Annotated in this window: 24 protein-coding genes; 12 read left to right on the top strand and 12 right to left on the bottom strand. The window is 42.3% G+C overall.

What is annotated here, in order from left to right; translation table 11 throughout:
• From FN831_RS10570 to FN831_RS10535, 8 genes are all read right to left on the bottom strand, one after another.
• A complete protein-coding gene (locus tag FN831_RS10570; protein ID WP_142528208.1) occupies positions 1-663 on the bottom strand; it encodes a hypothetical protein in 663 nt (220 codons plus the stop codon).
• A gap of 110 nt (positions 664-773) precedes the next feature.
• Entirely contained in the window at positions 774-1,334 is a 561-nt protein-coding gene (locus FN831_RS10565; protein ID WP_142528207.1) for an RNA polymerase sigma factor, read from the bottom strand.
• 3 nt (positions 1,335-1,337) lie between these two features.
• Positions 1,338-2,294, bottom strand: a complete 957-nt coding sequence (locus FN831_RS10560; protein ID WP_142528206.1) for a transketolase family protein — start codon at positions 2,292-2,294, stop codon at positions 1,338-1,340.
• Between the two features lie 73 nt (positions 2,295-2,367).
• Positions 2,368-3,213: a transketolase gene (locus FN831_RS10555; protein WP_142528205.1), complete on the bottom strand. Its 846-nt coding sequence runs from the start codon at positions 3,211-3,213 to the stop codon at positions 2,368-2,370.
• A gap of 104 nt (positions 3,214-3,317) precedes the next feature.
• Positions 3,318-3,782: a thioredoxin-dependent thiol peroxidase gene (gene bcp, locus FN831_RS10550; protein ID WP_142528204.1), complete on the bottom strand. Its 465-nt coding sequence runs from the start codon at positions 3,780-3,782 to the stop codon at positions 3,318-3,320.
• 4 nt (positions 3,783-3,786) lie between these two features.
• On the bottom strand, positions 3,787-5,502 hold the full coding sequence (locus FN831_RS10545; protein ID WP_142528203.1) for a M23 family metallopeptidase: 1,716 nt from the start codon (positions 5,500-5,502) through the stop codon (positions 3,787-3,789).
• A gap of 4 nt (positions 5,503-5,506) precedes the next feature.
• Positions 5,507-6,118 (bottom strand): fumarylacetoacetate hydrolase family protein, encoded by a 612-nt coding sequence (locus FN831_RS10540; RefSeq protein WP_142528202.1) that lies wholly within the window; start codon positions 6,116-6,118, stop codon positions 5,507-5,509.
• Between the two features lie 94 nt (positions 6,119-6,212).
• Positions 6,213-6,731, bottom strand: a complete 519-nt coding sequence (locus FN831_RS10535; RefSeq protein WP_246101469.1) for a T9SS type A sorting domain-containing protein — start codon at positions 6,729-6,731, stop codon at positions 6,213-6,215.
• Positions 6,732-6,917: 186 nt separating this feature from the next.
• Here FN831_RS10535 and FN831_RS10530 point away from each other — a divergent pair, with 186 nt between their 5' ends.
• The gene (locus FN831_RS10530) at positions 6,918-8,870 is read left to right on the top strand and encodes a KUP/HAK/KT family potassium transporter (RefSeq protein WP_142528201.1); all 1,953 of its coding nucleotides are present in this window, start codon (positions 6,918-6,920) and stop codon (positions 8,868-8,870) included.
• Positions 8,871-9,533: 663 nt separating this feature from the next.
• Here FN831_RS10530 and FN831_RS10525 read toward each other — a convergent pair.
• The 4 genes from FN831_RS10525 to yihA all read right to left on the bottom strand — a co-directional run bounded on the left by FN831_RS10525 (position 9,534) and on the right by yihA (position 14,772).
• Entirely contained in the window at positions 9,534-11,483 is a 1,950-nt protein-coding gene (locus FN831_RS10525) for an amino acid permease (protein WP_142528200.1), read from the bottom strand.
• A gap of 61 nt (positions 11,484-11,544) precedes the next feature.
• A complete protein-coding gene (locus FN831_RS10520) occupies positions 11,545-13,260 on the bottom strand; it encodes a M3 family oligoendopeptidase (RefSeq protein ID WP_142528199.1) in 1,716 nt (571 codons plus the stop codon).
• A gap of 4 nt (positions 13,261-13,264) precedes the next feature.
• A complete protein-coding gene (locus FN831_RS10515) occupies positions 13,265-14,131 on the bottom strand; it encodes a UbiA-like polyprenyltransferase (RefSeq protein ID WP_142528198.1) in 867 nt (288 codons plus the stop codon).
• 11 nt (positions 14,132-14,142) lie between these two features.
• The gene (yihA, locus tag FN831_RS10510) at positions 14,143-14,772 is read right to left on the bottom strand and encodes a ribosome biogenesis GTP-binding protein YihA/YsxC (protein ID WP_142528197.1); all 630 of its coding nucleotides are present in this window, start codon (positions 14,770-14,772) and stop codon (positions 14,143-14,145) included.
• 52 nt (positions 14,773-14,824) lie between these two features.
• Between yihA and ubiE the strand changes: the two genes are divergently transcribed.
• The 11 genes from ubiE to FN831_RS10455 all read left to right on the top strand — a co-directional run bounded on the left by ubiE (position 14,825) and on the right by FN831_RS10455 (position 25,037).
• Entirely contained in the window at positions 14,825-15,559 is a 735-nt protein-coding gene (ubiE, locus tag FN831_RS10505) for a bifunctional demethylmenaquinone methyltransferase/2-methoxy-6-polyprenyl-1,4-benzoquinol methylase UbiE (protein ID WP_142528196.1), read from the top strand.
• A 5-nt stretch (positions 15,560-15,564) separates the two neighbouring features.
• Complete coding sequence (gene porT / locus FN831_RS10500) at positions 15,565-16,314, top strand: type IX secretion/gliding motility protein PorT/SprT (protein WP_142528195.1); 750 nt, start codon at positions 15,565-15,567, stop codon at positions 16,312-16,314.
• Between the two features lie 128 nt (positions 16,315-16,442).
• Positions 16,443-17,201, top strand: coding sequence for an SDR family NAD(P)-dependent oxidoreductase (locus FN831_RS10495; RefSeq protein WP_142528194.1), 759 nt, complete (start codon positions 16,443-16,445; stop codon positions 17,199-17,201).
• A gap of 11 nt (positions 17,202-17,212) precedes the next feature.
• Positions 17,213-17,659 carry a GatB/YqeY domain-containing protein gene (locus tag FN831_RS10490; protein WP_142528193.1) on the top strand — a complete coding sequence of 149 codons (447 nt, stop codon included), beginning with the start codon at positions 17,213-17,215 and terminating at the stop codon, positions 17,657-17,659.
• A 159-nt stretch (positions 17,660-17,818) separates the two neighbouring features.
• Entirely contained in the window at positions 17,819-18,583 is a 765-nt protein-coding gene (locus tag FN831_RS10485; protein ID WP_142528192.1) for an alpha/beta fold hydrolase, read from the top strand.
• A gap of 3 nt (positions 18,584-18,586) precedes the next feature.
• Positions 18,587-19,249, top strand: coding sequence for a CBS domain-containing protein (locus tag FN831_RS10480; RefSeq protein WP_142528191.1), 663 nt, complete (start codon positions 18,587-18,589; stop codon positions 19,247-19,249).
• A 49-nt stretch (positions 19,250-19,298) separates the two neighbouring features.
• A complete protein-coding gene (locus tag FN831_RS10475; protein WP_142528190.1) occupies positions 19,299-20,180 on the top strand; it encodes an NAD kinase in 882 nt (293 codons plus the stop codon).
• A 1-nt stretch (position 20,181) separates the two neighbouring features.
• A complete protein-coding gene (porG, locus tag FN831_RS10470; RefSeq protein ID WP_246101467.1) occupies positions 20,182-20,979 on the top strand; it encodes a type IX secretion system protein PorG in 798 nt (265 codons plus the stop codon).
• A 121-nt stretch (positions 20,980-21,100) separates the two neighbouring features.
• The gene (locus FN831_RS10465; protein WP_142528189.1) at positions 21,101-21,841 is read left to right on the top strand and encodes an isoprenyl transferase; all 741 of its coding nucleotides are present in this window, start codon (positions 21,101-21,103) and stop codon (positions 21,839-21,841) included.
• A gap of 63 nt (positions 21,842-21,904) precedes the next feature.
• Entirely contained in the window at positions 21,905-24,475 is a 2,571-nt protein-coding gene (locus FN831_RS10460) for a BamA/OMP85 family outer membrane protein (RefSeq protein ID WP_246101465.1), read from the top strand.
• 31 nt (positions 24,476-24,506) lie between these two features.
• Positions 24,507-25,037, top strand: a complete 531-nt coding sequence (locus FN831_RS10455; protein ID WP_142528188.1) for an OmpH family outer membrane protein — start codon at positions 24,507-24,509, stop codon at positions 25,035-25,037.
• Positions 25,038-25,066 lie beyond the last annotated feature (29 nt).

Here is a 25,066-nt window from a genome sequence, read left to right as displayed (position 1 = left end):
TTAGAATTCTGATGACAGATCTGTTTGAGAATAATTGTTTAATATATAAGTCTCCAGTTCTGCATTAGTCGCGGTATTTTTTGGTGCATCTGCTACATTACCTTCAACATGGTCAATGATGTCCTGTTCGTCTATGTCGTATAGCATTTGCTCATTTGCAATTTCTGCGGCTGTAGCAGCTTCAGGTTTGTAGGTCTGCTTGTTTAAATAAAATCCAAAGGCAGCAACCAGCACAAAGCAGGCAGCAGAAGCGTATTTCAGCAGGCCTGAATGCCATAAGCGTACAATTTTAGATTGCTTCAGCACAGGTGCAGCTACTTCAACAGTCTGCGCAAGAATTTTTGACTGCAGCTTTTGAAAATACTGATCAGGGGTACTAAAACCCTCTGATGATGGCAAACGTTTCAAAGTTTCTTCGGTATCGGATTCTTCGCTGGTTTGGGCCAGGATACGATCTTTTAAAGAACTGAAATAATGATCGGGAACGGTATATCCGGGGGCAGGAATAACCTGCTTCAGTTCATTCGTATAAACAGTACCGGTTATTGCCTCTGGCAGTGTATCAAAATAATGTTCCGGAACAATAAATGGATTCTTTACAGGCAGACTGGCCAGATACGGGGCCTCTGCTTTCCATTCGTTGTTTTCTAAATCAGTTTTCATCTTTTTGTAGTTTTTCGTCTCCGTCATCGCAGTCCCGCTGAACCCGGTTTAGCCTATCAGGGCCCGGGATTATTTTGTATCCTATATGGATAGAAAAAACGGCAAAAGGTTTAAAGACTAATTTCATCATTTAGCATAAAAACTTCAATTTTTTTAACGGCGATATGAAAAGATGCTTTAAGTGCACCTACGGAGGTTCCGAGTATTGCGGAGATCTCATCATATTTCAGATCGTCGTAATATTTCATATTGAAGATCAGCCGCTGTTTCTCCGGTAGGGTAAGCAATGCCTGCTGCAGCTTCATCTGGATTTTATCTCCGTTAAAATAAGAAGAGGCGACCAGGCTTTCTGATAATTCTTCAGATACCTCATCCAGAGGGGTCTGGTTGCGCTGTTTCTTTTTATTCAGAAAAGTGATGCTTTCGTTTGTAGCGATGCGATAGATCCAGGTATATAACTTAGAGTCGTTACGGAATTTCGCCAGACTTTTCCACACTTTAATAAAAACCTCCTGAACAAGGTCGTCCGCATCATCATGATCGATTACTAACCTGCGGACATGCCAGTAGATCTTTTCCTGATATTTGGATATAAGCAGGTTAAAGGCTTCATTACGTGTGTTCTCCTGAGAGAATTTTTCTAATATTTCGTCGTCTTCAACCTGCTTCATCAATTATTTCTTTCTTTTTATTACTTTTTGAACTGCTTCTACAATGTTGATTGTATCCAGTCCGTATTTAGTCATCAGCTGGTCTGGTGTTCCGCTTTCACCGAAACTGTCGTTCACTGCCACAAATTCCTGGGGTGAAGGAAGTTCTGTAGAAAGTAAACGCGCAACGCTTTCACCCAATCCACCAAATTTATTGTGTTCTTCACAGGTCACCACGCAACCAGTTTTTTGAACTGATTTTAAGATCGCCTCTTCATCTAACGGTTTAATTGTGTGAATGTTTATAATTTCTGCATCAATACCCAGTTCAGCAAGTTGTTCTCCAGCTTCAATAGCTTTCCAAACCATATGTCCGGTAGCAATGATGGTCACATCCGTACCTTCATTTACCATCCATGCTTTTCCAATTTCAAATACCTGGTCAGGATCTGTAAATACAGGAATAGACGGTCTTCCGAAACGCAGGTAAACAGGTCCTTCGTATTCAGCAATAGCCATTGTAGCGGCTTTAGTCTGGTTGTAATCGCAAGGGTTGATCACTACCATGCCCGGAAGCATTTTCATCAAACCAATATCTTCAAGGATCTGGTGGGTAGCACCATCTTCACCCAAAGTTAAACCTGCATGTGAAGCACAGATTTTTACATTTTTATACGAATAGGCTACAGATTGTCTGATCTGGTCATAAACCCTACCTGTAGAAAAGTTTGCAAATGTACCAGTGAAAGGAATTTTTCCTCCGATAGTCATACCTGCGGCAATACCAATCATGTTGGCTTCTGCGATACCAATCTGGAAAAATCTTTCAGGGAAATCTTTTTCAAAGGCATCCATTTTCAAAGAGCCTTTTAAGTCAGCAGTAAGCGCAACGATATCAGGATTTAGTTTAGCTGCCTCATGCAGGCCTACACCAAAACCAGAGCGTGTATCTTTCTTTTCTGTATATGTATATTTTTTCATTGCTTGTTCTCTATAATTGTGAATGGTCATGAAGCAATATGCTTCAATCGTAAAGTCCTGTTAACAGGAGCTATTAATAATCCCCTAAAGTTTCCTTGTTCTGGTTTAATGCCGATGCCAGCTGCTCATCATTAGGCGCTGTACCGTGCCATTTGTGCGAGCCCACCATATAATCCACACCATAACCCATCTGAGTACTCATGAGGTTAAGAATTGGCCTCCCTTTACCTGTTAGCGATTTTGCATATTCAAGAGATTTTACGATCTCTTCCATGTTGTTACCGCTTGAAGTAATTACATGCCAGCCGAAAGCTGTAAACTTCGCTTCAAGACTTTCCAGAGACAATACTTTTTCCGTAGGGCCGTCAATCTGCTGACCGTTATAATCAATGGTAGAAATCAGGTTGTCTACTTTATTGTGAGGCGCAAACATAATCGCTTCCCAGTTCTGGCCTTCCTGTAACTCTCCGTCACCATGTAAACTGAATACCAGTGAATGGTCTTTATTTAGTTTTTTTGTTAATGCAGCACCAATGGCAACAGACATTCCCTGTCCCAAAGATCCGGAGGCAATCCTGATACCCGGTAAACCTTCATGCGTTGTAGGGTGTCCCTGAACGCGTGAGTTTAGTTTTCTGAAGGTCGCAAGTTCACTCACTTCAAAATAACCTGATCTTGCCAGTACGCTGTAAAATACAGGGGAAATATGACCATTGGAAAGGAAGAACAAATCTTCTCCCACACCATCCATTTTAAATTCCGGAGAGTGGTTCATGGTTTCAAAATAAAGGGCAGTTAAGAATTCGGCACAACCCAATGATCCGCCGGGGTGTCCTGACTGACAGCCATGTACCATTCTAACAATATCTCTTCGTACCTGAGAAACAATGTCCTCTAATTCATTGATTGTATGTTTCATTTAATTTGGATTGTAGTAAAAGTAATGATGGCAAATATAGTTTATTCTGCCATTTCTCGTTAAAAATCGGGCCTTTAAAGGCCTTTTATTAAATAATTAGGCTGTCATTTTTCTAAAAGTTCCAAAACCTGCGCCGTTGAGTTCTTGGTATCTACTTTTTTGATGATATGACTGATGGTGCCCTCTTCATTGATCAGGAAAGTAGTACGGTTGGTGCCCATATATTTTTTTCCGTACATATTTTTCTCTCCCCATACACCATATGCTGTTACGATCGACTGATCGGTATCTGCCAGCAGGGTAAAAGGAAGACTATGTTTGGTAGCGAACTTCTGGTGTGATTTCTCGTCATCAACACTTACACCAAGCACCACAATACCTTTGGATTTTAGTCCGGCGTAGTTGTCCCTGAAATCACAGGCTTCGGCCGTGCAGCCCGGAGTATCATCTTTAGGATAAAAATACAAGACCACTTTCTGGCCTTTAAACTGACTGAGGGTAATGGTATTACCTTCCTGATCCGTCCCTTTAAATTCAGGGGCTTGCTGACCTTCTTTTAATTCGCTCATATCTTTATTTATAAAAATTAATTGAATACGTTTTAATATTGCCCTTCATGTCTTCTGCTTCAAGCCTCAGCTGGTGTTTCCCCGGTCCGGTATGGTTATCAAATGAATGCCACAGAGTAGCTGTTTTTGTATCAAATTCCATCAGCACCCAGTTGCCGTCAATATAGCCGTTAAAACTTTTGATGCCAGAAAGGTTATCACGGATTTTAAACAGCATTTTTGGGATGCCCGACATATTCCTGCCCTCCAGTATGTTTACGGGAACGATGGTGGGCGCAACGGTATCTACCGCAATATAGTAGCTGCCAAAGTTTCTCGCTGTAGCTTTTACATATCCATTGTCGAAAACACCTCCCTGAGAGGAGCCTCCGGTACTCACAATTACGGCCTTGTCTTTCAGGTTCCCCAGGCTGGCATCTGCTTTAATCCAGAGTTCGAACCCTACATGCAGGGGAGTAAGGTTATTATGGATCTGGTGAATTTCTGAATAAGCGCCTCTCACTGGCCTTGGCTTGACCTTATATATCAGGTTAAGATTGTTGTACAGCGTTCCTTTTGGCATTACTACTTTAACGCTCTCCGTAGAGAATTCGTTCTCTTTGTTGTAGAAAAAAGGAATTCCGTCCGGTTCATCGGGAGTGCTGATCGTTTTGCCATCAGATTTTACTGTAAAATTCAGGACGCTTTTGTTGCCTTTGGAATCTGTAACGATGTATTTCATTTCATGCAGTTCCTGATCAGTTAAGTCTATTCTGCCATTGTTAACCAGATTATAATAGATCTTCATTGGGTTACCGGGATCAACAAAGCTCTTCTGAATGCTCCGGCGGCTGGTCATGAATGCGGGGTAGTCTATATGTGAATTGATCCCCTTGCTGTTTTCAAATGCAAAACGTTCAAGGGCGGAGGTAAATACTGTTTTTCCATCCAGGAGCAATTCAATGGAATATACACCATTAAGGCCGGAATTGCCGTTGTGCCGGTCGGTTGTAGTAATGCCGAAGCCAACTTCGCCGCTTACGATAATTGTGTTCGCAGCCAGGCGATATTTGCCTGCACCACCTGTAACCTGGAAATTCTGTTTTGGGGTATATTCATTAAAAGTCTTTTTATTGAGCTTATACAGATATACTGAATAAATAACCGGCGGAATATCGTCAGGTATCTGAATACCAAACAGCTGTGGGTTAATGGTGTTTTCTGTTTTAGAGTCCCTGATCTCAAAGTGAAGATGGGGGCCACCTGAACTGCCTCTGTTGCCCGACCAGGCGATCACATCTCCTTTGTGTACAGGGAACTGATCTGCCGGCGGATACTCATCCATTTCAAAGGTCTTTTTCTGATAGGATATAGATTTCACAGCATCGGCAATCTTAGGCGAGAAGCGTGACAGGTGACCATAAACGGAAGTATATCCATTGGTGTGAGTGAGATATAATGCCTGTCCGAAGCCGCTGTTCTGCACCCTGATCCGTGATACATAGCCGTCGGCTATGGCATAAACAGGATATCCTTCGCGCTGGTTGGTACGGAAGTCGATACCCGAGTGAAAATGATTTCCCCTCAGTTCGCCGAACGACCCTGCCAGTGCAGGAGGTACAATGTCCAGCGGAGGACGGAAGTCTACCAGGGGATAGGTGTTACTGCTAAAGATTTGCTGTGCTTCTGCACACAGGGTAAATGCGCTGAAAAGGAAGAGGAAGAAACTTGATTTGATCATCAACTTATTTTATATCGAAATTCAGAAATTGCTCTTCGCCAATCCAGGCTTCCAGCTTATCGCCCTGATGGACCTGTCCCACTCCTTCAGGTGTTCCCGTAAAAATCAGGTCTCCTTTTTTGAGGGTGATGTATTGTGAAACGAAAGAGATAATCTTTTCAAAGGAGAAGAGTATATTCCTGGTATTTCCGTTCTGGCGCGTTTCTCCGTTGATCTTTAACTCAAACTGCAAATCGTTCAGATCTGCTATTTTGTTTTTTGGTATAAAATGGCTGATGGCAGCAGAATTATCAAATGATTTTGCCAGTTCCCATGGAAGCCCTTTTTCTTTATGGATGTTCTGTATATCACGCGCAGTAAAGTCAATCCCCAGTCCTACCTCATCAAAATAATTGGAAGCGAATTTCTCGGCAATGTGTTTTCCCTCCTTGCAGACCTTAAGGACTACTTCGAGTTCATAATGGATATCAGAAGAGAAATCAGGGAGATAAAAGGGTTTGTTATCTTTCAGTACTGCAGTATCTGGTTTTAGAAATATGACAGGGCTTGAAGGCAATGGGTTGTTTAGTTCTTTGGCGTGTGCAGCGTAGTTACGGCCTATGGCAATTACTTTCATATCGGGTGGTGATAGTTTTAAATTGGCTCATGCAGACAGCATGATGCGTAAAAGTAACTTTATATCCACTAAAAAGGAAAGGAATAAGGGAAAATTATAAAACGGAAATACGTTTTACGATGGTTTCAGAACCGGCAACAAAACGCAGAAAGTAAATTCCGCTGTTCAGCCTGTTTGGAATGGTAAAGGTTTTGGTTTGCTCACCGGCAGACAAACGTTCGTTTGAAAGCGTTACAACTTCATTTCCCAGAAGGTCCATTATCTTTATTGAAATATTGGATTCGCGTTCGAGGCGAAGAATGAAATTGATCTGATCATCAACCGGGTTAGGATAGACCCTCAATACAGACAGGATTTTATCCGCTTTGCCTCCGCCGGGTTTATTGTGTGACAGCAGGCTGTTATAAGATGCGATTTGGGAACCAGGGGTGTAGTTTGGTTTGTACGAAGGAACATCGCCCTTAATCTGAGGGGTCTTAATGATTCTTTTGTACTTGGATGTTGCGGCAATACTATCAGAACGCTGGGCAAAAACAGGGACACTGCATAATACACTGATGCATATGATGCAAATTAAGTGAATGAGTGAGATCGTTTTTGTTTTTGTATTCATGTATCTTCAGCAAAAGTAGAAATAATTCCACAGAAAAATTAAAGATTTTGTAGGTAAGACAATATTTAACACAATTTAACAGTTGCTGCTGTTAAATAATGCGGTGATTGCATTTAATTCAACGTTAATCATCTTAATTATCATTTTTAATTAACATTACATAAAGTTTTAATTAACATACTTAAAGTGTCTGAAACAAAAAAATTAAACAAACTTTCAGCATCAGGACTGCTGATCAGTTTGGGAATCGTTTATGGCGATATTGGTACATCACCCTTGTATACTTTAAGGGCTATCTTTAATACGGTAAGTGATGGCGGACAGCAGATTACGCCGATGACGGTGCTGGGTGCGCTATCCTGCATCATATGGACACTGACTTTACAAACAACCATCAAATATGTAGTAATTACGCTTCGTGCCGACAATAATGGTGAAGGCGGAATTTTTTCTCTTTTTTCACTGGTACGCCGAAAGGCTAAATGGCTGGTGATCCCTGCGGTCCTTGGTGGATGTGCATTACTTGCAGATGGGATCATAACGCCAAGTATTACCGTTACAACTGCTATTGAGGGGCTGCAGGTAAAGTTCCCGTATCTGCATGTGGTCCCGATCGTACTGGTTATTATCACCCTTCTGTTTATCATACAGCAATTCGGTACCAGCCTGGTAGGTAAGTTATTTGGTCCGATTATGTTTCTCTGGTTTGCTACCCTGGGCATTTTGGGACTGATGTATGTGGTGCAGGACCTCAGTATCCTTAAAGCGTTAAATCCATATTATGCAGTGCACCTGCTTACTACCAACCCCATGGCGCTGGTGATTTTGGGCGGCGTGTTTCTGTGTACCACAGGAGCTGAGGCCTTATATTCTGATCTTGGCCACTGCGGAAGAAATAACATCAGAGTGAGCTGGATATTCGTTAAGGCTACCCTGATCGTGAATTACCTGGGACAGGGCGTATGGCTGTTACAGCATCCGCATTATGACAATAATTTAAACCCTTTCTATCAGATTGTGCCGCCGCCTTATCTTTTGTCTATGGTAGCGCTCGCAACGGTTGCTGCGGTTATTGCCAGTCAGGCGATGATTACGGGCTCTTTTACGTTAATATCTGAAGCAGTAAGGCTTAATTTATGGCCCAAAGTGAGGATTAATTACCCCAGCAATGAAAAAGGACAAATCTATGTCCCTTCTATCAACTGGCTGCTCTGCGCAGGCTGTCTTGCTATCGTACTGGTATTTAAAAAATCCATCTTTATGGAGGGGGCTTATGGACTGGCGATCAACATGACTTTCCTTGCAACAACTATTCTCGTTGCCGTATTTATGCGGATGAAGAAAGTACCGCTCTATGCTGTCGTAATTTTTGTAGGGGTATATGGTTCACTGGAACTGGCTTTTCTGGCCGGTAACATGACTAAGTTCTTGCATGGGGGCTTTGTAACGCTGCTGATCGGGGCCGCTTTATTTACCGTAATGTGGGGCTGGTTTGTAGCCCGGAGGATCAAAAACAGGTTTGTAAAGTTTGTGGATATCGGAGATTATTTTGAGATCATCAGCGAGCTGAGCGAAGATAGTACTGTTCCCAAATATTCATCGCAGCTGGTATACCTCACCAGTGCGAATTTCAAAAACGAAGTAGAATCAAAGATTATGTATTCCATCTTGCAGAAGGAGCCCAAACGGGCCGATGTATACTGGCTGGTGCATGTTGATGTAGTAGATGAACCGTTTACCCAGGACTACACCGTAGATTTCCTGATACCGGGGAAGCTGATCCGGATTGATTTTAAACTGGGATTCAGGGTAGAGCAGCGTGTAAACCTGTTGTACCGAAAAGTGATTGAAGAGCTGGTGAAAAATGGTGAAGTAGATATTACAAGTCAGTACCCTTCTCTGAAAAAACATAAAATCGCCGGGGATTTCAGGTTTATCTTACTGGAAAAACACTTGTCAAAGTTTTCAAAACTGAGTTTCTATGAACGCACGATCATGGGTTGGTATATCATCCTGAAGAAACTGAGCATGTCTGAAGAGCGGAGTTTTGGACTCGATTCCAGTTATGTGGAGATTGAGAAGGTACCGCTGAATTTTGTTTCTACAGATGATATTGACCTGAACCGATTGAAGGTTTAATTTCGTTTTCCCTTCCTGAAACAATTGCATAGTCTGCATCATAATATATGTAATCATTTGCTTCTCTGAATGTGACGGATTATCTACGGTTTTTTGCCATAGATAATCTTATTTCAAAAAAACAGGTATGCTATATGATGGCTGCATTAATTTGCTGCGCAAAAGAACGCAAGGCCGTCATATAGCATACCTGTTTTTTTGAATGAGTTACTATTTGGGGATGTGAAAGGGATCGTCTGAGGGGCCATCATGCGACAGAACATCTCTGAAAAAAGCATTGTACTGTATGAAGGCCTGAGCGTTCTTTTGCGCAGCAAATTAATGCAGCCGGAATACAGTACAATGCTTTTTTAGCGCAGCTGGGAGACACTCAATTTGCATGTACACGGGATATTAATGCAGCCGGAATACAGTACAATGCTTTTTCAGCGCAGCTGGGAGACACTCAATTTGCATGTACACGGGATATTAATGCATCCGGAATACAATACAATGCTTTTTCAGCGCAGCTGGGAGACACTCAATTTGCATGTACACGGGATATTAATGCAGCCGGAATACAGTACAATGCTTTTTCAGCGCAGTTGGGAGACACTCAATTTGCATGTAAACAGGATATTAATGCCGCCGGAATACAATACAATGCTTTTAGCGATCCATTAGCTATACCTGATTATCCGTATTCAACTTACTATGTTTAAACCCATACAGGAAGTAAACCACTAAGCCAATTACCAGCCAGATACCAAATCCTATCCAGTTGGATATACCCAGTTCGCACATCATGTACAGGCAGCAGAGCAGGCCGAGCACCGGGATGAGCGAGAGATTTTTGGTGATACAGTAGTAAGTTACAACCACACAGATTACAAAGAAAATCCACATCGGGATCTTATGCTTGAAAAGGCTCCAGCCACTTTCAAACTTCTTATCCGTGCTTACATTGCTTTTCTCCACAAAGCTCTGATACTGCGTTTCGGTAAGTCCGTTGAGGTACGCTTCGGTATCGATGTTTTTTTCGATGATGGCAGAAGGTGTTTGTTCCAGTTTAATCTGACGCTGAACAGCAGAAAGTTCTGTACCGTTCAGGGAAGTGATAAAGCTGATCGGATCATTTACCTTCGCTTTATTGCTAAGAAAAGCAGTAGTTTCAGCTTTGAAGAAAATGAATGAAGCAGCAATGGAACCGGCAAATACAACAGGAATGATATACTTTGAATTGGCATAGGGAATCCTGAATTTACCGCGCTGGATATTGGGTTTGTTTTGCAGCACCAATACTCCTGCACACACTAGCACAAAGGCGAATAATGTTCCGATAGAGCACAGGTCCGTAACAATTGTGAGGTTCATGAACAGCGATGGAACGGCTACTACAAAACCTACTACGATCGTGGCAAAGGAAGGCGTTTTATAAACCGGGTGAATCTTTGAGAATCTCTTTGGCAACAGGCCGTCGCGGCTCATGCTCATCCAGATCCTGGGCTGGCCCATTTGAAAAACCAGCAGTACACTGGCCATGGCGAAGACAGCACTTACGGCAATGATGCCGCTCATCAGTTTCAGATTGATATGGTCAAATACAAAGGCTAAGGGATCGCCGACAGCGAGGTTATCATATTTAACAATACCTGTAAGTACCAAAGCGATTGCCACGTAGAGGACAGTACAAATGATGATGGCCCACATCATACCCCTGGGTAAATCTTTTTGTGGGTTTTTACATTCCTCTGCCGTGGTAGAGATGGCATCAAAACCAATATAAGCGAAGAATACAGCTGACACCCCTTTAAGTACTCCAGATACACCGTTTGGTGCAAAAGGGTTCCAGTTGGCGGTATCCACATAGAAAACACCTACAGATAATACCAGCAGGATTACTGCCAGTTTAACCACCACCATGGCATTACTTGCATTTTTGGATTCTTTCATCCCACGGTAAACCAGCCAGGTAATCAGGATGATGATACCCAATGCAGGGAGGTCGGCCACTACGTGGAAGTTTCCTATCTGTGGTGCAGTGATCCAGGCATTGTTGGTGATCCTGACAGATTCATCCAGGTTGGCATAGCTTTTTCCGGCATTCAGCAAAGCCTGCGCATGCTGATGGCCATTGTAGGCCGTAAGATAATCCATCGTCATCCAGTCGGGCAGGTGAATACCATTGATCCCCAATGCCGGTATATGGATGGAGGAGAGGAGGCCCGTAAAATAGTCAGACCAGGAGATGGCCACGGTAATATTGCCAATGGCATATTCCATGATGAGCGACCAGCCGATGATCCAGGCAACAAGTTCGCCGAAGGCTACATAAGAATAGGTATAGGCACTTCCTGACACAGGAACCATCGATGCAAATTCTGCATAGGCAAAGGCAGCGAAACTGCAGGCAATAGCCGTAAAAATAAACAGGAAGATTACTGCCGGGCCACCATCGGCACTTGCTTTTCCAATAGTGCTGAAAATTCCGGCGCCAATGATAGCAGCAATTCCAAATGCGGTAAGGTCTTTTACGCCAAGCGTTTTATTCAGGGACGCATGGTCGCCATAGCCTTTTTCTGCATCTTCTAATATCTTGGTGATCGACTTTTTCCTGAAAAGATTTTCAAACATTTGGGTGAAAGCGTTTTTAGTTTTTGCTCAAATTATAAATAAAAATATAAATTATGGCAAACTAGCCTAATTTATCGAGTTCATTCTTAACGAAGGATGCCAGTTCCCTGATATAGCTGCTGCTGAAATCAAATTTAATACCCGCAGTTTCATAGATCTCGTTCATCGGTTTGGTATACCCAAGGGCCAGCGCATCAAGATACTGCTGTATCGCCTTTTCAGGATTTTCCTTGTAATTTTTCCAGATCGCTATCGCACCCAGTTGTGCTATACCATATTCAATATAATAAAATGGCAGTTCAAATACATGCAGTTGTTTCTGCCATAGGTTGCCAAATTCGTGATCAAGACCTTCCCAGTTTGCAAATCCGGCACCAAAGGTGCTATATATCTGCTTAAAAGCCTCTTCACGGTCGGCCGCATTGTGTGAAGGGTTGGTATAGATCCAGTGCTGGAACTGATCGATAACCGCTACCCATGGCAGGGTTTTCAACACATCAATCAGCTGTTCCCTTTTCGCTCTTAAGAGGTCATCTTCATTGTCAAAATAGATGTCCCACTGATCCATGGAGATCAATTCCATACTCATGGATGCCAGTTCGGCAACTTCAGAAGGGCAGTGTTTAAAGTCGTTCAGTTCAAGGTCTGCAGTAAGGAAAGTGTGTACCGCATGCCCGCCCTCATGTACCATTGTTGTAAGGTCTCTCATCGATCCCGCAGAGTTCATAAAGATAAAAGGGGCGCCGGTTTCTGCCAGCGGGTAATTATATCCTCCGGGAGCTTTTCCTTTTCTGCTTTCTACATCAAACAGGTTGTTTGCTTTCATAATTGAAAGCATCTGTCCCAGCTTGGGGTCAATAGCCGTAAAAGCGGCAATACTTTTATCGATCAGTTCTTCACCGCTGCCGAAAGGTTTCAGTGCAGGTTTACCGGTAACGTCAACATCAGTGTCCCATGGTTTCAGGATCTCAAGTCCCAATGCTTCTGCCCTTTTCTCTGCCTGTTCTTTGAGAATCGGTACGATCTCGTTTTCGATAGCCTCGTGGAAATCGTAACAGTCTTTCACGCTGTAGTCAAATCTGCCCCTGGCCTGAAAGCTGTAATCCCTGAAATTTTCGAAGCCCGCATTGAGGGCAACCTGATGCCTCATTGCTACCAGTTCATCAAAGATGATATTCAAATCGTCTTTATCTACCAGGCGGCGCTGCTGGATCAGTTCCCAGGCGTTTTGTCTGACAGCACGGCTCACATCCTTGATAAAATTCGCGGCCTGTACCAGTGTATATTCCTGATCATTGATTGTCACTGTCATCGCGCCGCTTGCAGCCTGATATTTTTGTGCCGTGATCTGGATCTTTGTGAAAAGTTCCACATTCTCGTCCCTGTAAATCTCAAGCGCTTTCCTGATGCCCCTGATGTATACGAAGTATTTGTCGTGATCAAGTTCATCAATAAAAGGGCATTCCACCAGTTTGATATTCAACAGGTTTCCAATAGGGGAGATCTTTGGTTCAATCTCTGTAGCAAAGTACTGAAAGCTGGCTACCAGTTCTTCGTTTGCCGTATCACAGGTCATTTTGATATATCTCCAGGCAAAATCTTCTTCAAGCGCAGCTTCGAGTTCACTTTTATCTTTCAGCCAGTGCTCCAGTTCAGTTACACTGCTGATGGTTCTGTTGAGAAGTTCATCAAGAACCGGAGAAATCGTGTCCCATTTAATTTCGAGGTCCTGAGGGATATATGTGCGCGTTTTTTTTGGAATAGTCAGATCAATCATTGTTTTAGAAATTTAAAAAGGTTCTTAAAAAAGCATCTAGCAGGAAACATCCGGCAAATATTACCGAAGCCAGTCCGTTGGTAGTCATAAATGCTTTATTTACTTTACTGATGTCATTTGGTTTTACCAGCAGGTGCTGATAGATGAGCATCGAACAGAAAAAGGCCACACCTATATAATATGCCCAGCTGAAAGGCGTAAACAGGATGGGCAGGATCACACATACTGCTGAAAAGACGTGTAATGCTTCGGACAAGCGCAGTGAATTCTTTCTGCCCAGGGCTGAAGGAATGGAGTGCAGCTTTTCACCTTTATCAAACTCCTCGTCCTGCAGGGCATAAATGATATCAAATCCGCTTACCCAGAACAGTACTGCAAACGAATACAATACCGGCACGATATTAAACTGTCCGGTTACTGCAATGTAAGCGCCTATTGGGGCAAGCGATAAGCCAAGTCCAAGTACCATATGGCACAAGGCTGTAAATCTTTTGGTATAACTGTAGAACAGCACTACAAAGAGCGCAACCGGTGAAAGGTAAAGGCATAAATTATTGATAAACGCAGTGGTGCCGATAAACAGCAAACAGTTTACAATCACAAAAATTAGTGCCTCGTTTGCTGATATCCTGCCCGAGGGAATGTCGCGCATGCTTGTCCTGGGGTTTTTGGCGTCGATGTCCCTGTCCAGATACCTGTTAAAAGCCATTGCAGAATTTCTTGCAAACACCATGCACAACAACACCAGTACAAGGGTTAGCCATTGAAATGGATGATCGGTAGTGGTGATGCCCAGGAAAAAACCGATCATGGCAAAAGGTAATGCAAAAACGGAATGTGCAAAGAGCACAAGCGAAAAATACTTCTTCATCTTTATGCGTATTATATATCTTCTCTTGGTGTAAGGATGGGCATGGCAAAATCGAGATTGGTCTGTTCAATAAAATTCAGGATCTCGTCCCTGCCCTGTATTTTTTCTGCCGAAGTAGCAAAAACGGGAGGGATCTCTTCAAACCATCCCGACAGTTCTTTTTTAAAGAGCGCAATGTTCTGGCTGGTTTTGGCAGAAGACTGCTTATCGGCCTTGGTAAACGCCAGGACGAATGGGATCTGAATCTCTCCCATCCAGCAGCAAAACTCGATGTCAATTTTTTGCGGCGGGAGCCTGCTGTCTATCAAAACGAATACACATTGTAAACTTTCTCTCTTGATGATGTAGTTACGGATGAATTTCTCCCAGTTTTCGCGGCTGTTTTTGGATACTTTTGCATAACCATAACCGGGCAAATCTACAATATACCACTTTTCGTTGACCAAAAAGTGGTTGATTAACTGAGTTTTTCCGGGCTTTTGAGACGTTTTTGCCAGTCCGTGCTGGTTCACCAGCATATTGATCAAAGAGGATTTTCCTACGTTTGAACGCCCAATAAAGGCATATTCAGGCATATTTGCTACCGGCAGGGCCGATATCTTAGTGTTACTACAAATAAATGTTGCTGATTTTATAATCATTTGACAAAGGTAGAAAATTAGTTTTCAACAATACTTATCTTTGCCGCTTACCATGAACGAAAAAATAACACCATACCAATCTGCTGCTGTAACCAAGAAAGAACAGGTAGCTACAATGTTCAATAACATTTCCGGCACCTACGATTTCCTGAACCATTTTTTATCGGCAGGCATAGATATTTTATGGCGCAAGAAAGCAATCCGTGAGCTATCTGCCTTAAAGCCGCGGATTATGCTTGATGTTGCAACAGGGACAGGTGATTTTGCCTTTGAGGCGATCAAAATACTGGCCCCAGAAAAAATCATTGGCGTTGATATTTCCGTAGGTATGTTAGATGTGGCACGCAGGAAAATTGCAGAACGAAAGCTGCAACATGTATTTACCGTGCAAACGGGAGATTCTGAAGGGCTGCACTTTGATGACAATCACTTTGATGCCATAACTGTTGCCTTTGGCGTACGGAATTATGAAAACCTTGAAAAAGGTCTCTCAGATATGTTAAGGGTATTAAAGCCCGGTGGTAAGATCGTGATACTGGAATTTTCAAAGCCTACGGCCTTTCCAATAAAACAATCGTATAACTTTTATTTTAAACATCTGCTGCCGGTATTTGGGAAGTTGTTTTCCAAAGATGCCAGAGCATATACATATTTAAATGAATCAGTGATCGCTTTCCCTGATGGAAAGTCGTTCACACAACTGATGGACAAGGTGGGATATCAAAGTACAAAACACCGCCCGCTTACCTTTGGCATCAGTGCAATTTATACCGGGATTAAAGCATAGGCTGGATGAATATAAAATTACCACTGCTGGTTATTCTTCTCTTTACATTTGCCGGTGCCAGTGCACAGAACTGGGGCGGCGGTGTGGATGATGAACCTATCCACTTTGGTTTTACTTTTCAATATACCAATTCCAATTATATCGTTCAGAAAAAGGCCAACTGGCGGGAACGCTTCAGGGACCCCGATACCAAACTGCCGATTACCGATTCCTTATCAGCCGTATACGGCAAATCTTCGCCCGGCTTCGGGATTGGCTTTGTAGTAAATGGCCGGATCAGCAATCACCTTGATGTGCGGATGACGCCCACACTGGTTTTTAGTGACAGGCTGATGGAATATGAATATACACAGCCTACAACAGTAAACATGCCTTTCAGCAGTGTAGAACAAAAAGTGTCTGCCACCATGGTGGAGTTTCCGCTGGGTATCAAGATCAAGTCAGACCGCCGGAATAACTTTAGGGCTTATATGCTGTACGGCGCAAAATATTCGATGGACATCGCCTCTAAAAAAAAGACGGACGATTCAGGGCAGGACTTCCTGTACAAGCTGCTGAAAAATAAAAAAAGCTATCTCTCTTATGAAGCGGCATTTGGAATGGACCTCTATTTTGAATACTTCAAGATGTCTCCCGAAATCAAACTGTCATATTCTGTAAACAATATCCTGAATAATGACCAGCCAAACCCCTATAATATGCCAATCGACAGATTAAGGTTGCGTCATGTGACATTCAGTTTATTTTTCGAATAAGCATCAAGCCTAAAAAATCATAGCTTTGCCCCACAAGCAATGAAACCTTCATGAACCAGCCCCTCAGTTAACGAAGGGGTAAGGTACCATTGAGTTTCATTACCTGAAAAAGACATAGACATACTCAAATGAAAACAGCACTCATCACAGGAGCAACTTCAGGTATTGGCGAAGCCTGCGCACATTTATTTGCACAGCAGGGTTACAGAATGATACTTGTAGCCAGAAAACAGGATAAACTGGAGAAAATCGCTAAACATTTTACAGATAAGTACGCAGTAGAGATTAAAACGCTTATTGCAGACGTTAGAGATAAAGCTGCTGTGGCAGATGTGCTCAACGCACTGGAGGAAGACTGGAAACAGGTGGATGTCCTGATCAACAATGCCGGCCTGAGCTTAGGACTTGATCCGATAGATCAGGGCGATGTGAATGATTGGGATACAATGATCGATACAAATGTTAAGGGATTGCTATATGTAACCAAGATTGTTTCCAACTGGATGATCGCTCAGCAAAAGGGGCATATCATTAATATCGGCTCAACTGCAGGTAAAGAGGTTTATCCGGGCGGTAATGTATATTGTGCAACCAAGCACGCTGTGGATGCACTGAATAAAGGAATGCGGATAGACCTGCTGCCGCATGGCATCAAAGTTACCGCAGTTAATCCGGGGATGGTAGAAACGGAGTTTTCGAAAACCCGTTTTAAGGGCGACGATACCCGCGCAGATAAAGTGTATGAAGGACTGGAACCTTTGATTGCGCAGGATATTGCCGAGGCGATCTGGTTTGCAGTAAGCCGTCCTGCACATGTAAATATAAATGATATGATCATTACGCCAACTGCCCAGGCTAATTCATACGTCGTAAACAGAAAACAGTAAAATTAAAATATATGGTATCAACAATTATAGATCAGGAGATCAAAAAAGCAATGCTGGCTAAAGACCAGGCAAAGCTGAGGGGCTTACGCGCCATCAAGGCAGCGTTATTACTGGCAAGAACAGAAAAAGGATCTGCAGAAGAGATTAATGAAGAAGCTGAACTGAAAATCCTGCAAAGATTAGTAAAACAAAGAAAAGAGTCTGCTGATATATACAAACAGCAGGGCAGGGAAGACCTTTCGGTGATTGAAGAAGAGGAGATTGAAGTGATCAGCCAGTTTATGCCGCAACAGCTGAGCAGGGAAGAGGTTGAAGTGCTGATAGCCAGCCTGATTAGGGATTCTGGCGCGAGTTCAGTGAAAGATATGGGCAAAGTAATGGGGCTGGCAAACAAAGAACTTGCCGGAAAAGCAGATGGTAAACTCATTGCAGAAATCTTAAAAAGTCAATTGGCATAAATTGTGTTAATCATTTGTCATTAAAACAATTTTTATAAAATTAACCGTTAATATTGCTTTAAATTGTTTTTGCCTGTTAACTTAGTAGCATTACATTTTGAGATTAACGGTGAACCATAAACTCCAAATTGCAATCAAACAAAAAAAAATTATAAACGCATGAAATACGAGGTAATAGAAGAGGATGGGTTTAATTTTATAGAAGCCGGCGAAGGCGAACCCCTGGTATTACTTCATGGTTTAATGGGTGAACTCAGTAACTGGGAGCCTGCAATTGACTATTTTAAGGACAGGTACCATGTTCTGGTGCCTATACTTCCGATTTATGAATTGCCGCTGCTCACACTCGGGGTGAAAAGCTTATCCAAGTATGTTCATAAGTTTATAAAGTTTAAAAAGCTTGGACAGGTAGTACTGGTAGGAAATTCACTGGGCGGACATGTAGGCTTAGTGGTAACAGCGGCGCATCAGGAAATTGTAAAAGCACTGGTACTCACAGGCAGTTCTGGTTTATACGAAAATGCCTTTGGCGGTTCCTTCCCAAGAAGAGAAAGCTATGATTATATCCGTGAAAAAGTAGAGTTCACTTTTTATGACCCTGCAATTGCGACAAAAGAACTGGTTGACGAAGTTTACAAATCGGTGAATGAACGTTCGAGAGTTATTCGTATTTTAGCATTAGCGAAGTCTGCCATCCGTCATAATATGGCGAAGGAACTTTCGAAAATTACTATCCCGGTTTCACTGATCTGGGGCAAACAGGATAAAGTTACTCCGCCTGATGTAGCTGAAGAATTTCATCAGCTGTTGCCCAACTCTGAACTGAACTGGGTTGACAAATGCGGCCATGCCCCTATGATGGAGCAGCCCGAAGTATTTAACGAGTACCTGAATACATTTTTAAATAGAATTTTATTGAAATAAACAATGTTTGCATCTGAACTCATATCCAACACCATCCCTCCCTTGCGGACGTCTGACACAGTTCAGGTGGCATTGGACAGGCTGTCTGAGTTCAAGTTGTATCATTTGCCTATTGTAAATGAAAGCCAGTTCCTGGGCATTGTTGCCGAAGAAGAATTACTGGAAGTCCGCCATCCTGAAGAGGCGCTCGGGGGACTTTCATTAACTATTCTCAATCCTTTCGTTTATCAGGATGCACATGTTTATGATGTGATCAGGGTATTTCACCAGCTCCAGCTTTCTATCGTGCCCGTGCTGGATTACAGTAAAAACTATCTGGGAATTATCTCTATACACAACCTGATCGATTATACTTCTGAGATTTATGCAGTAAAGGAACCGGGAGGAATTATCGTTCTTGAAATCAATAACAGGAATAATTCCTTATCCCATATGGCTCAGATCGTTGAAGGGGATAATGCACAGATACTGTCTTCTTATGTACAGTCTTTTCAGGACTCTACCCGTATGGAGGTCACTCTCAAGATCAATAAGACTGAACTTTCAGGTATCATTTCATCCTTTGAACGTTATAATTATCAGGTGAAGGCAGTTTTCAACAGCACTATTACCGATAATGGCACCGAAGACCGGTACAATTCGCTGATGAATTATTTAAATGTATAATCTCCTTTTTGCTACCTTAGCGTCGTCATAACAAAAACAATAAACGCTAATGAAGATTGCAATATACGGCAGAGAGTTTAATAATAGCGTTTTACCTTTTGTGCAGGATGTTTTTGATGCCCTGAAGGAATACGAAATCGAAACTATCGTACATAAAGATTACCACGAGTTTATTGAAGATAAAGTAAAGCTGCCGGCAGGCCTGGCTACTTTCTGTGATCACCCTGAATTATGTAATAATGCTGATGTACTGATCAGTTTGGGCGGGGATGGCACCTTGCTGGATACCCTGGCGTTGGTGCGCGATTCGGGCATACCTGTTATTGGGATCAACTTCGGCCGCCTGGGTTTTCTGGCCAGTATCAATAAAAATGAGATTAGAAATGCCATACAGGCCCTGGTGAACCATGAATATTCCCTTGATAAACGGACGCTGCTGAACCTCGAATCCAAACATCACTTGTTTGGTGACGAAAACTTTGCACTGAATGATATCACGATCCACAGACGCGACAATACAGCTATGATGATCATTCATGCCTACATGAATGATGAATTTATTAACTCTTACTGGGCCGACGGGCTGATTATTGCCACACCAACGGGGTCAACAGCATACTCACTGAGCTGCGGGGGACCCATTATCTTTCCCAGCGCACAAAATTTTGTTATTACGCCTATTGCGCCGCATAACTTAAATGTGAGACCGGTAATTATTCCGGACGATGTATCCCTGCGCTTTGAAGTTGAAGCGAGAAGTACCAAATTCCTTGTGTCATGTGATTCCAGAACTGCTACAGTAGACAGGTCTGTAAAAATAACGATCAATAAAGCGGCTTTTCATGTTAACCTGATCAGGCTGAACAATGAGAGCTACCTGACTACGCTCAGGAACAAGTTACTTTGGGGAATAGACACGCGCAATTATTAAAATGAAGTTTAAAAGCATCCTGGTTTCTGTTATGCTGTTATGCCTGTTTTCTACGGCTGCTTTGGCGCAGGTAATGGAAGTTGGAGTAAATGCAGGTGCTTCGGGGTATATGGGAGATCTTAACCCAAAAGATCCTTTTGACTTTAGCGGGGCGGCATTCGGGGCATTTGTTAAAGGAAACCTTGACCCTTACTGGGCAATAGGTATACATTACAACCATGGTAAGATCAAAGACAATGATGCTACCTCCTCCAATCCTGATTTCAGGAGCAGGAACCTCAATTTTAGTACCCCACTGAATGAGCTGAGCCTGCAGGTAGACTTTAATTTTTTCGATTATTTTGCCGGAGGGGGAACCAAACGTTTCAGCCCTTTTATCTTTGCCGGTATAGGCGGTGTGCTCTTTAATCCCAGGGCTACCTACCAGGGGCAGGAGTATGAGCTAAAATATTACAAAACCGAAGGGAAAGACTATAGGAATTATGCGCTCAGCATCCCTTACGGTGCGGGTGTAAAATACCGGATCTCTGACCACTGGGCATTGTTATCGCAGATAGGCTACCGAACGGTACATACAGATTATCTGGATGATGTAGGGGACAAGTATCCACTGGTTAGTGCATATGGCAGGATTGATGCAGAGCATCCTCTTTATATTAATCTTTCCAATCCCTCACAGTTACCTCATAACTGGAATCCCGGCGGACAGCGGGGCGATTACAGAAAGAACGATACGTACTTTTTTTTACACATCGGGATTTCTTATACCTTCACCTCGGATAAGTGTTTTACTTTTTAAATTTACCGCTAAAGTTTATGGTAGAAATAAACAAAATAACTTATAACTTTGACCCTTCTTTTAGGAGTGGTGTAACAAACTCTTCTGATTGTTAGACATTTTAGCCATATTTGCACAAATAATGGGATTTAAAGAACAAATAGATATTAGCCGCTTACCGGAACACATCGCAATCATTATGGATGGGAATGGAAGATGGGCTAAAAATCAGGGAAAATTCAGGTCATTCGGACATGAAAGCGGGGTTGTATCGTTAAAAGATGTGGTAGAAGGCTGTACTGATGTTGGCGTGAAATATCTAACGGTATATGCTTTCTCTACGGAAAACTGGAACCGCCCCATTGAAGAGGTCAATTTATTGATGGAGCTCCTGATCTCTACAATCAATGCAGAAATTGTTACCCTGAATAAAAATAATGTAAGGCTGAATGCCATAGGTGACATTGCTTCTTTACCGCAGAAATGTATTGACGATCTGAAGAACGCAATGGACGAGACGGCAAAAAATACCAGTTGTACACTGACACTTGCCCTGAGTTACAGCTCAAAATGGGAGATTGTGCAGGCCGCAAAAAAACTTGCCGCGCAGGTTAAGGAGGGAAAAATGGAGATTGATGATATTAATGAATCATCATTTTCTTCTCAGTTAACCACGCACAGTATGCCAGATCCTGAACTGCTGATCCGTACCGGCGGTGAACATAGAATCAGTAATTATCTTTTGTGGCAGATAGCCTATGGTGAACTTTATTTCACGGAAACCATGTGGCCCGACTTCATGAAGGAAGACCTTTTTGAAGCTATTGTAGACTATCAAAAGCGCGAACGTCGCTTCGGTAAAATTAGTGAACAGTTGAACTAATTTTACTTTTAACACTTTTTAACATGTGTTTAAATTAACTTAGCAACGTTTTTTAGATTGTAAATGAAAAGAATATACCAACTTATATTATTGTTGTTGATCGGGTTACCGACAATGGCCCAGATCAACCGTCCCAAGTCTAATCCAGTCACGCCAAGCTTAAAAGTAAGCGGTACAGATTTAGATTATTTTCAACCTAAAGAATACATTATAGGAGGAACAACTTTGAGTGGCGCAAAGTTCATTGATAAAGAAGTTATTATTACACTTTCCAAATTAATTAAAGGGGAAAGGATTTTACTTCCCGGTGAAGCTACCTCTGCCGCTATTAAAACGTTATGGGCGCAGGGTTTGTTTGATGATGTTGAATTAAATATTGCCAAACTTGACCAGGATACGGTTTACTTTGATATCAAGGTTGTTGAGCGTCCGCGTTTGAGTTCATTTGAACTGAACGGGCTGAGCAAATCACAGAAAACAGACATCACCGAAAAGCTGAATTCGAAATCGGGCAAGACGATTATCAATGAAAATACGTACAACAGCACTACCACAATCATCAATAAATATCTTGCTGAAAAGGGCTATTTCTTTACTAAAGTAGAGTACAAAACCAAGCCTGATCCAAACATGGAAAATGGAGTGGTACTGCAGGTATTTGTAGATAAAGGCCGTAAAGTGAAGGTGCATGAGATCGATTTTACGGGAAATGTAAACTTCAAAGCTGCGCAGTTGCGTAAGTTTATGAAGAAGACCAAGAAAATGGCTTTTTACAAAGTCTTTGGTCCTGGTAAATTCAGTAAAGAAAAATACGGGGAAGATAAAGAGAAGCTGGTAGCAAAAATGCAGGAAAAGGGTTACCGTGATGCAACGATCATCAAGGATACCACTTACAGGTACAATGAAAAATCGGTGGGCATTAAGATTGATCTGTATGAAGGACCAAAATATTATGTTGGAAATATTACCTGGTCTGGAAACGCGAAATATGCTACCAAGGACCTTACAAAGGTACTTGGATTAGAAAAAGGCGATATTTTCAGTGAGGAGAAACTGAATGTGAAACTGCATGGCAACGGTGCCGAAAGTGATGATGTGTCAAGCATTTACCTGAACGATGGTTACCTGACATTTAATGTGGAGCCGGTTCAGACAAAAATTTATAATGATACTGTAGACCTGGAAATCAGGATCTATGAGGGACCTCAGTATACAAACAACAGGATCACGGTTAAAGGTAATACGATTACGAATGACAGGGTTGTCCTGCGTGCGGTTCGTACCAGGCCGGGTGATAAATTCTCTAAAGACCTGTTGGTACGTACGGTAAGGGATATCGGTCAGCTTGGGAACTTTGATGAATCCAAAACTGTTCCTACGCCTAAACCAAATCCTTCTGACGGTACGGTTGATATTGAGTATGCAGTTGAAGAGAAACCTTCAGATCAGGTAGAGCTGTCAGGTGGTTTTGGTGGTGGCCGTGTAATCGGAACGATCGGGCTTACCTTTAACAACTTCTCACTGAGAAACCTGTTTAACCCAAAAGCGTACAAACCATTGCCCAAAGGTGACGGTCAGAAACTGAGTCTTCGCGGACAGACCAACGGTAGTTACTACCAGTCGTACAGCTTCTCATTCTCTGAGCCATGGCTTGGAGGTAAGAAACCAGTGAGTTTTGGTTTAAGTGCTTTCACCTCATTACAGTCGTACGTGGCTACTTCTACAACGGCAGCACAAAGAATCCGTTTGAACGGTGTGACGGTGAGTTTGGGACGCGTACTGAAATGGCCTGATAACTATTTCCAGTTGACACACTCAATCAATGCACAACAGTATATTCTGAATAACTATCCCGGATATTTGTTTTCTACGGGTACATCTTATAACTTTAACTTAACGCAGGAGCTGAGCAGGGATTCAAGAAACTCACCAATCTTCCCAACGGAAGGTTCTTATTTCAAGTTCACTATACAGGCAACTCCACCTTATTCGTTATTGAATAATACTAACTATGCCACGGCTTCTGATAAGCAGAAATACAGGTTTACAGAATACCACAAATGGAAATTTGAGGGACAATGGTTCCAGAGGCTGGCAGGTAAGTTTGTTGTGAAAGCACAGGCACAGTTCGGTTTCCTTGGTTCATACAACTCGGCCGTAGGTCAGTCTGCATTTGAAAGGTTTAAACTGGGTGGTGACGGTATGCAGGGATTTGACTTCCTTCAGGGATCAGAGCTGATCACGATGCGTGGTTATGCCAACAACGTAGTGATCCCGGCTACAGCAACCACATATAATGCTGCATATACTGCTTATAACTCTGGTAGCCCGATCTACAGTAAATATGTAATGGAGATCAGATATCCGGTAATTGCGAGCCAGCAGGCTACAGCTTATCTGATTGGTTTTGCTGAGGGCGGTAATACCTGGAACAAGTTCTCAGATTACAATCCTTTTAACATTAGAAGGTCGGCAGGTATTGGAGCAAGGATATTTTTACCGATATTTGGAATGCTGGGAATTGATTACGGACACGCATTTGATGCCATTCCAAGTTCGGCTGGTGTAATTACAGAAGGCGGAAAGCAATCCTTTACGTTTAGTATCGCTCAGCAATTGGGTGGATTTAATTAATTCATTACCTTTAAAAACAAAATACACACAGATGAAGAAGGTTATTTTAATTGGTTTTTTAATGTTCGCAACGTTCGGTGCCTTTGCACAGAAGTTCGCTTATGTAGATACAGAATATATTCTTAAAAATTTACCTGAGTACAAATCTTCGCAGAACCAGCTGAATGTGTTGTCGCAACAGTTCCAGAAAGAGTCTGATGCCAACTTTGCTGCAATCGATAAGATGTACAAAGCCTACCAGGCAGACCAGGTATTGCTTACTGATGATATGCGCAAGCGCAGAGAGAACGATATCATCGAAAAAGAAAAGGATGCAAAAGAATACCAGCGCCAGAAATTTGGTCCTGAGGGAGAGCTTTTCCAAACGCGTACCAAGTTGCTTAAGCCTATCCAGGACAAAGTAACTGCAGTAATCGCAGATCTGGCAAAAACTAAGTTCCTGGACTTTATCTTTGATAAAAGCAGTGAATCTACAATGATGATTTATTCAAGCAGCAACTATGACCTGAGTAATGACGTGATCATCAGATTAGGATATAAACCAAGCACATCAGTAAAATAGACACACCTAAATAAATATTAAAACACAAT

The organism is Pedobacter westerhofensis (assembly GCF_900182595.1).
Classification (GTDB): domain Bacteria; phylum Bacteroidota; class Bacteroidia; order Sphingobacteriales; family Sphingobacteriaceae; genus Pedobacter; species Pedobacter westerhofensis.
The sequence above is the reverse complement of the archived record's forward strand: the minus strand, read 5'-3'. Positions and strand labels throughout refer to the sequence as shown.